Genomic DNA, 13,817 nt, shown 5'->3' with positions numbered 1-13,817 from the left:
AATGAGTATATTGATAATGGTAGGCCAGTTGATACTGGGCCTTTCAATTCTGGTAATTTTACATGAGCTTGGCCACTTTGTAGCGGCACGTGCATTTGGTATTAAAGTAGAGAAGTTTTACCTATTTTTTGATGCCTGGAACATTAAACTATTTAAATACACCTACAAAGGTGTTGAGTATGGCATAGGCTGGTTACCACTGGGTGGCTATGTGAAAATAGCGGGTATGATTGACGAATCAATGGATACCGATCAAATGGCTGGCCCGCCGCAACCGTGGGAGTTCCGCTCAAAACCAGCATGGCAACGCCTTATCGTTATGCTTGGCGGCGTTACCGTAAATATTATTTTAGGTGTAATCATCTTCTGGATGCTTACCGTAAAATATGGTGAAAGTTATATCCCTAATCAAAGTGTTAAATATGGCATTGTACCCGGTATAATCGGTAAAGAAATTGGCCTTAAGGCAGGCGATAAAATTACTGCTGTAAACGGTAAACCTATTGTACGCTTTGATGAGCTGCTTAGCTCAAAAGTATTATTAGGTAATACTGTTTTAGACGTAAACCGCGATGGTAAGGATGTTAAGGTAACGGTACCAGGTAATATATTAAACGACGTTGCCGATTACGGCATTGGCGAGTTTGTTACACTTAGAAGTAAGTTTGCCGTTGATTCGGTAGTAGCCAATAGCTATGCTGCGAAAGCCGGTATATTAAAAGGCGACAGTATAAAAGCAGTAAATGGCGTGCCTGTTACCTTTCAGGATCAGTTGCATGACCAGATGCAGTCGCACAAAAACCAGCAGGTAAACCTCACCATTAGCCGTAAAGGAACAATTATACCTATTACTGCACAAGTGAACAAAGAAGGTTCTTTAGGTTTCCCTGACGGCAAGTTCGGTATCAAAATGACCAACGACGAGCCACCGGTTACTAATTTGAAATATGGCTTTATACAATCATTACCTGTGGGCGCATCAAAAGCCTGGGGCACATTTGCAGACAATGCTAAAGGATTAGGTAAAGTGTTTAAAGGCGAAGTAAAGGCAAACAAAGCATTTACAGGCCCTGTAGGCATCGCTACCATGTTTGGCAGCCATATTGACTGGAGCCGCTTCTGGAGCCTTGTAGGGCTACTTTCAATGGCGTTAGCATTAATGAACCTATTGCCTATTCCTGCACTTGATGGCGGACATGCTTTATTCCTGATTATTGAGATGATTAAGGGTAAACCATTAAGTGATAAGTTCCTTGAACGTGCTCAGATTGTGGGCTTTGTTATCCTGGTTACTTTAATGGTATTTGTGTTTGGGAACGACATTGTGAAACACATTGTGAAGAAGTAATCTCACAGTCTTTATATCAAACAACAAAAGCAGCCAATGGCTGCTTTTGTTGTTATTGGACAATAGATAAAGATTAAATGAGCAAACAATTTGTATTATGTGACATCACCTTTCCTCCTCAATTGTCAATTTTCTATTGCTTACATATTGGCAAAAAAAACCGGCTTTATGGGCCGGTAGTTGTTTATTTAGTTTGTTTGATTAAACAGTCGGATCAACATAATCATCTGCAGTGTAAGTGTTACTCATAGAAAGTGGAGGATCTTTTTTGAATATGGCTGCAAAGATCATTGCAATTACAAACATAAAAATTAATGAGATACCTACACCTGATATGATTTTTACGGGTGTCATATTATTTTGAATATCAAATTGATCTCTCATCTTTTTTTCCTGCTCATCAATCTTCTCCTGATCAACACCCTGCTTTTCCATCACAGCCGTAGTAGCGCCAACAACCTTCTCTTCTGTTTTTTGGATAGCCTGAGGTTCAATAACTCTTACAAATAATAAATTGTAACCTATATAACTAACTACATAGGCGCAAAAAAACATTATAAAAATACCTGTTACTGCCTGTCTGAACGTCCAATAGCCACCTATCTTCTTTCTAAGATCGCTGGTAAACAGTATTGCGATGATTAAAGGAATGATAACAGAGAAGAACATTGGCCCTAATGTTATCATCCAAATGGATGTAGCGATAGTAGTGATAAAATAGAATGATAGTACACTACAAACTATCAGTACGATGCCAAGAATGATACCTGATGTTGCACTTTTTTTTTGAAGATCCCGAACAGACATTTCCATAAATTGGTAAGGTTTTATTTAAACGTATCTAAGATAGCATAAACTGAATTATCAAATGCCTGTTCATCGGAATTTTTTATCAGTTCGGCCTTAAGATCCTCACCGGTTTGCAGGTGCTGGAAGAAGGTCATTAACGGATAAAACAGTTCTTTAATCTCAGAATCGTCCTCTATGTTATCGGTAACGCGTTTAATTTCGCTAACCGGGCTTTCAATTAATATTTGATTAGCAATAAGCGGTTCGTAAATGCGGTACTCATCCTGAAACTCGTCTTCATCAACTAACAAAAACTCTTTCAGGTAATCCTCTAAAGATGGCTCAATCTGCTCATCGCGGCACTCGTTCAGGTACAACAGCATGTTCAGTAATTCGGTACCACGGTCAAGTGTTTGCTCTTCGATACCTTCCCACTCTGGTGTTTCAAGGTAATCTTCTTCAAAGCGCTGTACATCGGCACTAAAAAAGTTGACCAGCAACAAGTCAAAAAACACCTCACGCAATGGCTCCAGTTGCGGCATGTCGTCAAATACGGCATCCATGTCATCAACTTTATCCAAAAAGTCTTTGGGTGCTTTAAACACTTCGTCGAAACGGTCATGGGCAGTAGCTTCTACTGGTTGGTACTGGTTAAAAGCCTGTAAAGCTGCGCGTAATGCAGCGTGCACTTTAGGATCTATCTGCTCTGTCATACTTTAAAAATTTGATTGTTGTTAATAGTTAACAACACCTTGCCTGTTAACGTTTGACCGATATATGGCGAATTATAAGATTTTGACTGATTATTTTGTTTTGTGTACTGCCATTGCTCCGCAGTATCAAGCAATACTAAATTTGCCAGCCCACCATCTTTAACCGAGGCTGCTGGCTGATTTAAAATATTACGCGGATTAACGGCCAGCTTTTCGGCAATTTGTTCAATGCTTAAACCGGCTTTAAGCGCAAGCGGCAGTACGGTTTGCAGACCTGTAATGCCAAATTCGGCAATTTCAAACTCCACATCCTTAAACTCAACTTCATGAGGGGTATGCTGAGATACAATAGCATCGATGGTGCCATCATTTAAGCCGGACAGCAAAGCATCTACATCTTTTTGTGTGCGTAGTGGTGGCTTAACTTTATAATGGCTGTCGAAACCTAAAAGCGCCTGGTCTGTAAGTACTAAATGATGCACGGCAACATCGCAGGTCACCTTAATGCCTTTCGCTTTAGCTTCACGTATCAATTCAACCGATCGTGCTGTTGAAATAGTCGAAAAGTGTATTGGTGAGCCGGTATACTCAGAAAGGTACAGATCGCGGGCAACCATCAGTTCCTCCGCTAATGAAGGGATGCCTTTCATCCCTAAGAGCGTGCTTACCTCTCCTTCGTGTACCTTTGCTTTTCCGGCAATAGCAGTATCTTCAGGATATGAGAATATCAGCGCGTTAAAACCGTTGGCGTACAATAAAGCACGTTCCATTAGTCCGGCATCCTGCACAGGGCGGTTACCATCAGTAAAAGCACGTGCACCGCTCTGGTACATATCATACATTTCGGCCATGTCTTTGCCTTCGCGCTTTTGCGATATGGTACCTAAAGGCACGATATCCACAATATTATTGCGCGATTTATTGACAAGGTATTCGACCTCGGCTTTAGAATGGGCAGGTTTTTGCGAGTTTGGCATTAAAGCTAAACCTGTAAATCCTCCGGCTGCGGCAGCTTTAGTGCCTGTTGTAAAATCTTCTTTTGTTTCAAAGCCCAGTTCACCGATGTTACAATTCAGGTCAAAGAAACCTGGCAACACATACTTACCGGCCGCATCAACAGTTTCAACATCAGCGGCAATGCTGTTGCCGATCTGTTTAATAATGCCGTCCTGAATTAAAATGTCGGTAACCTGCTGATGAAAGGGGGAAGTGGGATCAATAATAGTAGCAGACTTGATGAGCAAATTCATTGAAGTTTGATTTGTTCGTTATGATTTTCCGGACTGAGCATTTATTGTCTTATTCATTCTGTAGAACCTGATCAGCACAATTTCCGTCGCCAGAAAAATCAGGGATAAAAGTAGGCAAAGTTTCCATAATTGTAAGCCAAAATTTGCACCTGATATTATACTGTTAACAGATCCGTTACTTTTAGTGATGACATTGCTGCTTTTAGGCGCTATTTTCTGCAACTCAGACTGGTTAAAATAATGAAGATCAGACTCTGACTTGCTACTGTTAAAAGCAAGTAAGGCCAGTGTGTTGTCACCTTGTTTTAAGGTGTATATTCCGGGTTGCTGTAACTGGTCTGAAACGAATAAGTATGTATTGCCATCCTGTCGGCGCACATCGGGGATAATTTTCTGCTCACCTTTGACTAATGTTAACACCTGGTCGGCACCTACAGCTATTGAAGGTATGTCGATAGCTTCGTTGCTACCTAACTTATAATACAAAGGATTATTTTGCGCGCTTATTAAAGCCATACGCAGCATTGTGGTTACAAAAAGCGCATGGCGTGGCAGGTTACTAAAACTTTCGTCTAAGGGCACTGCGCTTACAAACACGCTGCCTTGTTTAGCTTTTTGCTGTACTAAAAATGGCTGGCCTGTTGAAAGTGACATTAATTTTTCAGCAGTTGTGCTTGTATTTAGCTGGTAATATGCTTTAACCAAAGGCAGGTCAGGGTTTTCAGGCATATTCTCAAAAGTATTTTTATATAGCTGAGATTTTAAATTAAGAACAGAGACCCGGGTATCCTCTTTTAAAAGTTTTTCGGGATAGGCTGCATGCAATGGTTGAAGCAAGTTTTTATAGCTGCTTAAATCTGCATCCCCCGCCGGGAATACGCTTAACGTCCCCCCTTTTTCAACATATAGTTTTAGTTGCTGTGCCAATCCTGATGATACCGTCTTAATATTGCTGAGTACAACAAGGGGAAAGTTGGATAGCCCATTATAATCCACCCGCCCATCAGCCGTTTCGGTGATCTTAAAAAACTGATCGCTATTAAAAACAGCCTCCAGGTATTTATCATTGCTTCCGCCGGTTACGATTAAAACCGGCATTTGCTGCTGAACATAAAAGCTACCGAAGAACTGGTTATCAAACGTGACTGGGTTATCTTGTAGCTGCAATTCCATTTTTTGCCAGCCTGCCTGCAAGCCTGAAAATGTTAAAGTATCAGTTATAGTCTCACCTGCATTAATGGTATAGCTACCCAACGCTTTTTGTGTGTTGTTGATCAATAGCTTTAAGGGTATTTTCTCTGCTTTTTCTTCGGCATAGTTATGCAGTTTAACAAGGATCTTCTCTGTTTCTGCGGGACGATGCAATGGATTAACAGACCAAACGCTATCAATGGCAACATTTGGCAGTGGGTTGGCTTTAAGCTGTATCAGGTTGATCACTGTACCCGAATCAGTTTTAAGTTTATCGGCACCCATATTTTTTTGAAAGTCTGATATTACATATAAGGCTTTGTTAGCCGTAGGCTGCGTTTGAAGCAAACTTTGCTGCCGCTCAATAATAGATTGTAAATTGCGGCTTTGCGGACTGATCTTTACAGCGTCGACAGCATCGTTAAATTCGTCACGGCTTAATAAACGCTGGTGTTTTCCTTCAAAGTCCTGTGTTAGTACCTGGAAATGGGTGTTGATATCATAAGCAGCTGCAATTTCTTTAGCTTTTGTTTTGGCTTCGTCAAGCAGTGCCCCTTCGCGGCTAAGCGCCTGCATAGAGTAAGAATTATCAACAAAAACACTTACCAGTTGCTGGCTTCCGGCTGCGATTTTACTATTGTTTGCAGGGATATAAGGCCTTGCAAAAGCAAAAACTAAAAATGCTAATGCCAGTAAACGCGTTGCCAGTATTAAGCGTTCGCGGAGCTTTCTTCCGGAGGCTTGCTGTTCCTGCACCTCTTTTAGAAACTGCACATTGCTGAAGTAAACCTTTTGATACCGCCTGAAATTAAACAGGTGAATGATCACAGGTATGGCCAGTGTTAACAGTGCAAAAAGAAATGCCGGATATAAAAAGTGCATACGCTATTACGCAAATGTGCAAGTAAGTAGCATAAATAACAATGTTAACGGTAAGTTTATTGCTGCAAAACAGCGATTAATCTTCAAAAACGGGCTCTTCTACCTTTACTAAGGTAACTGTAAAAGTACTGCCGTGCCCATAATCGCTTTCAATATCAAGGCGTCCATTCATCTTCCTGATCAGGTCGCGGATCAACATTAATCCCAACCCGTTACCATCTTCATTAGCTGTACCACGTGAGGTATAATGACCCTGATTTTTGATATGCTGAAGCACCTCCGGTTTCATACCAATTCCGGTATCCTTCACGGTAATGCTTAATTCCTCATTACTGTTATAGGCGCTAAAGGTAATCGCACCCTCGCGATGAGTAAATTTAATGGCATTAGTAAGCAGGTTACGGAAAATAATCTTTAACAGTTCAGGCTCGCCACGGTATTCAAACAAGGTTGAAACAAGGTTTTGTACAACCAGGTGCTTTTTCTGGGCTTCCAGCTTTTGCTCTTCAATAAGGCTGTTTACAAGCTCATGCAAATTAACATCGCTTTTACGCGGCTTGTCATTATGGATCTGGCTTTTAATCCAGTATAGTAGATTATCAAGTAAGGTAACTGTACGGTTGTACTGCGCTTCTAAATGGCCAAATAGTGTTTCTGTTTCCTGATGGTTTACCAGCCGCAGGTTAATTAAACTTAAAATACTCTTAGTGTTAGTAAGCGGATGGCGCAAATCGTGTGATATTACCGATAGCAGCCTGTTTTTAAGCTTATTATCCTCTTCAAGTATATTGTTCTGTGCTAGAATCTTTTTATTAAGTGCAGCAACAGAATCTGAATGCTCGTTAATTTGCTTGTTCTTTTCATTAAGTGCAGCAGCATAAGCCTGCGCTTTTCTGTAGTTATTGGTTACCGACAATACCAATAACAGAACAATAACCATTACAATAAGGAAGCACACCAATAAAACAGTTTTAACCTGGGATATTTTCTGTATATCCGCTATCTTTTTCTGTATACCTAATTCATGGTCATGCTGCTGTTTTAATACCTCTACAAGTATAATGGCATCATTACGGTCTATTTCTTTGTTTGAACGCTCAATGGCTAACAGCTTGTTCTGCCATTTAATAATATTTGGCATATTATTTTTAGCAGTGGCTGTCTTCAATAATGTTTCTATAGCAACAACCGCTAATTCCTGGGCGTGTACGCTATCTGCATTTAACTGAGCTGCATTAGCGTATTTTGCAGCTTCATCAAACTGTTTGTTCTTAAAATAAAGGTTCGCCAGGCCATTATAAGATAAAGCCTTACCATATCTGTCATGGGTAAGGGTGTCAATAACCAAAGCCGTTTTGTAATAATAGATTGCAGAATCTATGTTATTAATTTCTCTATACAGTTCGCCCCGGTTATAGTAAGTTTTCTTTTCCCCGTATTGAAACTTTATACTTTTAGACAGGTCATGTGCTTTTTGAAACATGAGCAAAGCCTGCTGGTATTGTTTCTCTTTTATCTTTAACAGGCCTAAGCGCAATTGCACATTTACAATGTCAATTGGTTTGTTCAATTTTTTAAAGATCGAAAAACACGTATCCAGCATTTTTTCGGCATCGGCCAGTTGCCCGTTATGGCGTTTAATACTGCTGATATGTTCAAGCGCCCTTGCTAAGTTATAAAGGTCATTGTTTTGACGGCTAAGGTCGAGCGAGTTATAATACAGTGCGATAGCCCTTTTTGTGAAGCCGCGCTGATTAAATACTTCAGCCTGATACATGTAGTTGATAGCCAAGCCTTTTTTATAATCTATCTTATCGCACATTTGCTCGGCATCGGTGAGTTGCAAAAGCGCTTTGGAGACATTGACGTGTACCTGTCTGTAAGCCCTTTCGTTAAGTGAATCGATATAAGCAGTAGTAATGGCAGGCTGAGCATTATTCGCAAAAATGTTTGATTGTGCAGTAAGCATCATGACACAAAAACATATCCTCAGCAGTTTTAACATAAACGGGGACTCAATAATTAGCTTATTAATACGGCAAAAGCAAGCTATTTGTTTCGTAACAATAAAGCTAAACATTAAACGCGAATATTAATTTATAAAGTATGACTGATTGGTACATTGGATGTTCGGGGTTTTCATACAAACATTGGATAGGTGGATTTTATCCCGAAGGCCTTCCGCAAAGCAAGTGGTTTAATTTTTACGGCGAGCATTTTAAAACGCTCGAACTTAACGTTACATTCTATCGTTTCCCGCTGCTTAAAACATTGCAGGGCTGGTATCAAAAAAGCGATACCGACTTTCGTTTTTCGGTAAAGGCCTATCGTACCATTACGCATTTCAAACAGTTTCATGACGCATACGATCTCGTAAATCAGTTCTACGATGTGGTCAACAATGGTTTACAGGAAAAATTAGGGCCGGTATTATTTCAGATGCCGCCGCGTTTCAGTTACAGCGAAGAACGTTTGGAAAGGATCATCAATAGTTTAAACCCTTCGTTTAAGAATGTGGTAGAAATGCGGCATCCAACCTGGTGGCGGCAGGATGTTTACAAAATACTGGGTGAGCATCATATTACCTTTTGCGGCATGAGCCATCCTACCCTGCCGGATGACATGATCCAAAACACGCCAATTGTTTATTACCGCTTTCATGGCGTGCCCGAACTTTATAAATCACCTTATACAACAGATTTTTTACAAAAGAAAGTTGATGAAGTAAAGCATCATCATAAAACCAAAGAGGCTTGGTTTTACTTTAATAATGATGTAATTGTTGCTGCGATTGATAACGCAAAAGAAACTATTGCAATAGCCAAGCAATAATTACAGCTAATACTTATAAAAACATCTATAAAATGGAATACAGAAAATTAGGAAGAACAGATCTTGAAGTATCAGTGATAACTTTTGGTGCATGGGCAGCCGGTGGCTGGATGTGGGGTGGAAATGATGATAATGATGCCATAGGTGCTATGCATGCGGCCTATGACCTGGGAATTACTTCTATTGACACTGCACCAATTTACGGGCAGGGCAAAAGTGAGGAATTAGTTGGGCAGGCCATTAAAGATTTCCCGCGTGATAAGGTGCAGATCCTTACCAAATATGGTATGCGCTGGGACGATAATAAAGGCCAGCTGGCTTTTAAAAGCAAAGACAACAGCGGAAAACCGATTGACATTTATAAATATGCCGGTCGTGATAGTGTGATCATGGAATGCGAGAACAGCCTTAAACGCCTGGGTACAGACTATATCGACCTTTACCAAATTCACTGGCCTGATGTAACTACGCCAATTGACGAGACCATGGAAGCTGTTCTAATGCTGAAAGAGCAAGGTAAGATCCGCGAAGCAGGTGTATGTAATTATGATGCACAGCAAATGCAGGAGGCTGAAAAAACAATAAGCCTGGCATCAAACCAGGTCCCTTTTAGCATGGTTAACCGCGGTATACAAAATGAACTCATTCCACATTGTATAGAACATAACAAGTCGATATTGGCTTACAGTCCTTTGGAAAGAGGCTTGTTAACCGGCAAAATGAAACCGGGGCAGGAATTTGGTGAAGGCGACCACCGTGCGGGCGTTAAATATTTTAAAGATGAGAACATTAAACGCACCAACGATTTTTTGCAAAAGATCAAACATATTGCCGATGACAAAAATGCCACATTAGGCCAGTTGGTATTGCGCTGGACAGTTGAGCATCCGGGCATTACTATTGCGTTGGTAGGTGCACGCAATGCCGATCAGGCTAAACAAAATGCCAAGGCTATAGAGGTAAAACTTACCGCCGAGGAAATTGATTTTATCAATCAGCAATTAGATCAGCTACAAATAATTGACTAACACCTGTAATAAAAAGGAGAGACACAATATTTGTATCTCTCCTTTTTCGTATCTATATATAATCTGGCCTCTTGCTTCTGATTTCTGGTCTCTGACCTCTCGCCTCTGGGTTACCTTCTATGCCTGTGTTTCTTTTTCTTCTCGGTTTTATGAGAAGTTTTCTTTTTGGAGGATGATGATTTCTTTTCAGATATTTTGGCAGTTTCTTTCTGCTCTACTTTAGGCTGGCTGATTACCACGCCATCCTTAGCGGTATTTACAGTAGAATCTTTACTTACCTGCTTCACAGAAAATTCGTTGCTGTGCAGGCTATATTCCAGTAAACGTTTTTGTCCGTTTGGCTTTGCTGTAGCACCGCTGCCATCATAAACAGGGAATTCGCGCATCAGCTTATCATCTTTAATAAACAAACGGTCGCCGCCGCGATAGCCTTTTCTTTGCGAAACGGTAAGCCTTGGCCAATCTATTTTTTGTGCGCGCTGGTCGCGGTATTCGTACACATAAACGTTGGTATAGCGGTTGGTGTCTATGGAATTAGCCTGGATGATAATTTCAGGGTTACCGTCTGTATCTAAATCGCTGTTAAGCACATCTTTAATTGGCCCGTCTATATCGCCTTCGGTGGTATTGTATTTCTGCTCTGTAGAATCAGACCGCAGTATCAGATATTTGGCACCCACTTTAGTGCCTCTTCCCCAGCTTAACACATCATAATACTGGCCGGGGGAAACCTCTATCATTTTATGAAATTTAAACGGCTCGCCGGGGCCTTGCTGTTTGGGGGCAACTGGTGCTGTAGTAACTGCTTTATTATCCTGCTGACTGCATGATGCTAAACCCACGCAAGCCGATAAAAGCAGCATCAAAGATCTGGAGCTCATTTTATTATGGTTTAATCGATAGTTTTTAGTTAAAAAGGAAATCTGATGTTAAGTCCATTTTTATTTTGCCCGGCTGTGTCCAGTACACCTGCAACGTGCCCGACGAGCCTTTGTCAAAATACCTTACCCGGAAACGATGATAGCCTCTTTGGAGCAACACTTCTCCCCCTTTTTCAAAAAGGCTGTGCTTGCCATCATTATCAACCACCAACTGGTCATCTATCATCAGTACCGATCCGTCGTAAGATTTTGTAGAGAAAATGTACTTACCATCATTATCAATACGTATATAGCCGTCGTATATTATACCGAAACCGTTTCGATTGGCTTTTTTGAAATCCGTAGTATAAAAACCCTTTACCAAGCCTGTGTCAGTTACCGCCGAAAGATTGATCTGATCGGTGTTCTTAAAACTACCCGCCACCAACTGATATTTTAAACCTTGCTTTGTAGGCTGATAGTTAACAGCAGGCAATGCCGCATAATTATAAATGGTACCTTTTGTAGTTACACTGCGGTGCCCGGCAGGTGTTATAACTATGGTTTGCAGCTGGCGGTAATTACCAACCGGTACATTCAGGGTAAAAGGATGCTCATAAAGCAGATCGGTTTCTCGCGGTGTGTAATCGTCAATAGTGTAATAAACTTTTGCGCCTGCAACCGGGCTTTTCATATTAACGTTAAGCGCGGTACCCACCATAATACTATCAGGTGCGCCGATAGCCGTAGGCACCCTGTAATTAGTGCCGCTTTTATCTATCGCCGCCAAATGTTTTGGCAAACGTGTTGCAGAAAAATCAGTAAAGTTTTTGTTTGCCAACGGCGACCACGCAACCTCTGCAAGTGCAAGCATCCTTGGTAGTAACATATATTCCAGCTTACTGTCGGTTGCTATGTATTCGGTCCACATGTTGGCCTGCACACCGATAATATATTTCTGTTCGTCTGCACTTAATGCGGCAGGTGTTGGGTTATAGCTGTAAGTTTTTGATAATGGCGCATAGTTGCCGATACCAACAGGCTCTTTATCAGATTTACCTTGCGCATGATCAAAATATAAGCCACCGCTGCCCGGTGTCATAATTACATTGTGATGCTGCTTTGCGGCCTCTATGCCGCCAGCTTCTCCACGCCAGCTCATCACTGTGGCATTCGGCGCTAAGCCGCCTTCTAAAATCTCATCCCATCCTATAATGTTGCGGCCTTTTGAGTTTACAAACTTTTCTATGCGCTGTATAAAATAGCTTTGCAGGCCATGCTCATTTTTAAGATGCAGGCGTTTAATGAGGCTTTGGCAAAAAGCAGATTTTTGCCATGCATCTTTAGGCACTTCGTCGCCACCTATGTGAATAAATTTTGAAGGAAAAAGCTCCATCACTTCGGTAAGCACATCTTCTAAAAACGCAAACGTTTTATCAGTAGGGCAATAAATATCTTTAAAAACGCCCCAGGTTTGCGCTACCTGGTATTGTTTATCAGGATCACAACTATATTCCGGGTACGCAGCTAATGCGGCTGTAGCATGGCCCGGCATTTCAATTTCAGGTACGATGGTAATATATCTTTCTGCTGCATAACGAACCACATCGCGTACCTCATCCTGCGTATAAAAGCCACCGTGCGGCGTATTGTCATATTGCTGCGGAACACGGTCGTGGAAATTACCGATCACCGTTTGCGCACGCTGACTACCCACCTGCGTAAGTTTAGGATACTTCTTAATCTCGATTCTCCAACCCTGGTCGTCGGTTAAGTGCCAGTGAAAAGTATTCAGCTTGTAAGCAGCCATCAGGTCGATGTACTTCTTCACCATTTCCACAGAGAAAAAATGGCGTGATACATCGAGGTGCATACCACGGTAACCAAAACGCGGATAATCTTCAATTGTTAAACAAGGCAGGTTTACACTGCCAGCCTTCTCAAGTGGAAGCAGTTGCATCAGCGTTTGTATACCATAAAATAAGCCTGCCCCTTTACCTGCTACAATTACCTGTTGCGGGGTAATGGTTAAACGGTAACCTTCTGCTGGTAAGCCCTCGGTACCGGTTGAAGTAAGCACAATGATGTTTGCACCAGTTGTACCCGTATTAAGGCTTAGCTGGTTTTGCAGGTTCCATTTATTTTTAAGCAAATCTGTGAAGAAAACCACCGCTTTGTTATTTAGCGTATCGGCTAAAATTCTGGTTTGCTGGCTAAGCACAAAACTACCCGCACTTTTAGTAAGCTTAACTGGTGCAGGTATAATGCTTGCATATGGATCTGCCTCCTGAGCCATAGACACAGACGTTAAAGTTGTTAAAATAGTAATTACTAAAAGAACGATGTATAAAGGTCTCTTCATTATTTAATCTAAGTATTAACCGGGTGATTAATTTAAAAACCGTGAATTTAACAGATTTTTGCGCGTAATGAGAAATATAGGTGTTGATTTTCAAATTTAAGGGATGTAAATTTATTGTGATATAACGCCACTATTAATCAAATACCATCAATCATGAAACCTGTATTTGCGCCTGTGCTTACCATTCCGGATGGTACAATCAATATTGACTTCTACATAAACGGGCTCGGCGCTACCGAAGTAATGCGAATCACTAATGATGATGGCAGCCTGCATGTGGTAGAGCTTTCGCTTGAGGGTACACTTTTTCATCTGCATCAGGAAGGCAGAGGCAAATTTGATCCGAAAACATTGAAAGGCGTGAGCTGTGAAATAGGCTTATTTGTTGATGATGTACACGCCTTTACAGACAGAGCCATAGCACACGGCGCTACGCTTGTTTCTCCCGTACAGGATTTTGATTACGGCTATCGCCAGGGCGAATTTGATGATCCCTTTGGCCATCGCTGGCAAATACAGAAAAGGATATAAAACACAAAAGCCACTTTATAGGTGGCTTTTG

General features: G+C 41.2%; 11 protein-coding genes. 4 read left to right on the top strand and 7 right to left on the bottom strand.

The genetic code is table 11. The annotated features are described in order from the left end of the window. Window position 1: 1 nt before the first annotated feature. The gene (gene rseP / locus PQ461_RS08505) at window positions 2–1,348 is read left to right on the top strand and encodes an RIP metalloprotease RseP (protein ID WP_274303286.1); all 1,347 of its coding nucleotides are present in this window, start codon (window positions 2–4) and stop codon (window positions 1,346–1,348) included. A 201-nt stretch (window positions 1,349–1,549) separates the two neighbouring features. Here rseP and PQ461_RS08500 read toward each other — a convergent pair whose 3' ends face one another. From PQ461_RS08500 to PQ461_RS08480, 5 genes are all read right to left on the bottom strand, one after another. Further along, window positions 1,550–2,161: a DUF4199 domain-containing protein gene (locus PQ461_RS08500; protein ID WP_274303285.1), complete on the bottom strand. Its 612-nt coding sequence runs from the start codon at window positions 2,159–2,161 to the stop codon at window positions 1,550–1,552. Between the two features lie 14 nt (window positions 2,162–2,175). Continuing rightward, the gene (locus tag PQ461_RS08495; RefSeq protein WP_274303283.1) at window positions 2,176–2,850 is read right to left on the bottom strand and encodes a hypothetical protein; all 675 of its coding nucleotides are present in this window, start codon (window positions 2,848–2,850) and stop codon (window positions 2,176–2,178) included. Further along, a complete protein-coding gene (locus PQ461_RS08490) occupies window positions 2,847–4,100 on the bottom strand; it encodes a dihydroorotase (RefSeq protein WP_274303282.1) in 1,254 nt (417 codons plus the stop codon). Before PQ461_RS08490 ends, PQ461_RS08495 begins: the two co-directional genes overlap by 4 nt. 18 nt (window positions 4,101–4,118) lie before the next feature. After that, window positions 4,119–6,173, bottom strand: a complete 2,055-nt coding sequence (locus tag PQ461_RS08485; RefSeq protein WP_274303280.1) for a BatA domain-containing protein — start codon at window positions 6,171–6,173, stop codon at window positions 4,119–4,121. A gap of 76 nt (window positions 6,174–6,249) precedes the next feature. Then, window positions 6,250–8,145, bottom strand: a complete 1,896-nt coding sequence (locus PQ461_RS08480) for a tetratricopeptide repeat-containing sensor histidine kinase (protein ID WP_274303277.1) — start codon at window positions 8,143–8,145, stop codon at window positions 6,250–6,252. 134 nt (window positions 8,146–8,279) lie between these two features. Here PQ461_RS08480 and PQ461_RS08475 point away from each other — a divergent pair, with 134 nt between their 5' ends. Together PQ461_RS08475 and PQ461_RS08470 are read left to right on the top strand one after the other, a co-directional pair. Beyond that, a complete protein-coding gene (locus PQ461_RS08475) occupies window positions 8,280–9,005 on the top strand; it encodes a DUF72 domain-containing protein (RefSeq protein WP_274303275.1) in 726 nt (241 codons plus the stop codon). A 32-nt stretch (window positions 9,006–9,037) separates the two neighbouring features. Beyond that, window positions 9,038–10,033 (top strand): aldo/keto reductase, encoded by a 996-nt coding sequence (locus PQ461_RS08470; RefSeq protein ID WP_274303272.1) that lies wholly within the window; start codon window positions 9,038–9,040, stop codon window positions 10,031–10,033. A gap of 110 nt (window positions 10,034–10,143) precedes the next feature. Here the strand turns inward: PQ461_RS08470 and PQ461_RS08465 are convergent, their stop codons facing one another. Together PQ461_RS08465 and PQ461_RS08460 are read right to left on the bottom strand one after the other, a co-directional pair. Further along, window positions 10,144–10,914: a hypothetical protein gene (locus tag PQ461_RS08465; protein WP_274303270.1), complete on the bottom strand. Its 771-nt coding sequence runs from the start codon at window positions 10,912–10,914 to the stop codon at window positions 10,144–10,146. 25 nt (window positions 10,915–10,939) lie between these two features. Beyond that, window positions 10,940–13,189 (bottom strand): family 20 glycosylhydrolase, encoded by a 2,250-nt coding sequence (locus PQ461_RS08460; RefSeq protein ID WP_274303268.1) that lies wholly within the window; start codon window positions 13,187–13,189, stop codon window positions 10,940–10,942. A gap of 219 nt (window positions 13,190–13,408) precedes the next feature. Here PQ461_RS08460 and PQ461_RS08455 point away from each other — a divergent pair, with 219 nt between their 5' ends. Further along, the gene (locus tag PQ461_RS08455) at window positions 13,409–13,786 is read left to right on the top strand and encodes a VOC family protein (protein WP_274303265.1); all 378 of its coding nucleotides are present in this window, start codon (window positions 13,409–13,411) and stop codon (window positions 13,784–13,786) included. The last annotated feature ends 31 nt before the right edge of the window (window positions 13,787–13,817 follow it).

The sequence above is a fragment of the Mucilaginibacter sp. KACC 22063 genome (genome assembly GCF_028736115.1).
GTDB lineage: Bacteria > Bacteroidota > Bacteroidia > Sphingobacteriales > Sphingobacteriaceae > Mucilaginibacter.
The sequence above is the reverse complement of the archived record's forward strand: the minus strand, read 5'-3'. Positions and strand labels throughout refer to the sequence as shown.

Bases quoted from the DNA above. Each gene is read 5' to 3' on its own strand.
- PQ461_RS08495 (WP_274303283.1), bottom strand. From the start codon at position 2,850: ATGACAGAGCAGATAGATCCTAAAGTGCACGCTGCATTACGCGCAGCT.
- PQ461_RS08475 (WP_274303275.1), top strand. From the start codon at position 8,280: ATGACTGATTGGTACATTGGATGTTCGGGGTTTTCATACAAACATTGG.
- PQ461_RS08455 (WP_274303265.1), top strand. From the start codon at position 13,409: ATGAAACCTGTATTTGCGCCTGTGCTTACCATTCCGGATGGTACAATC.
- PQ461_RS08500 (WP_274303285.1), bottom strand. From the start codon at position 2,161: ATGGAAATGTCTGTTCGGGATCTTCAAAAAAAAAGTGCAACATCAGGT.
- PQ461_RS08490 (WP_274303282.1), bottom strand. From the start codon at position 4,100: ATGAATTTGCTCATCAAGTCTGCTACTATTATTGATCCCACTTCCCCC.
- PQ461_RS08465 (WP_274303270.1), bottom strand. From the start codon at position 10,914: ATGAGCTCCAGATCTTTGATGCTGCTTTTATCGGCTTGCGTGGGTTTA.
- PQ461_RS08480 (WP_274303277.1), bottom strand. From the start codon at position 8,145: ATGATGCTTACTGCACAATCAAACATTTTTGCGAATAATGCTCAGCCT.
- PQ461_RS08460 (WP_274303268.1), bottom strand. From the start codon at position 13,189: ATGGCTCAGGAGGCAGATCCATATGCAAGCATTATACCTGCACCAGTT.
- rseP (WP_274303286.1), top strand. From the start codon at position 2: ATGAGTATATTGATAATGGTAGGCCAGTTGATACTGGGCCTTTCAATT.
- PQ461_RS08485 (WP_274303280.1), bottom strand. From the start codon at position 6,173: ATGCACTTTTTATATCCGGCATTTCTTTTTGCACTGTTAACACTGGCC.
- PQ461_RS08470 (WP_274303272.1), top strand. From the start codon at position 9,038: ATGGAATACAGAAAATTAGGAAGAACAGATCTTGAAGTATCAGTGATA.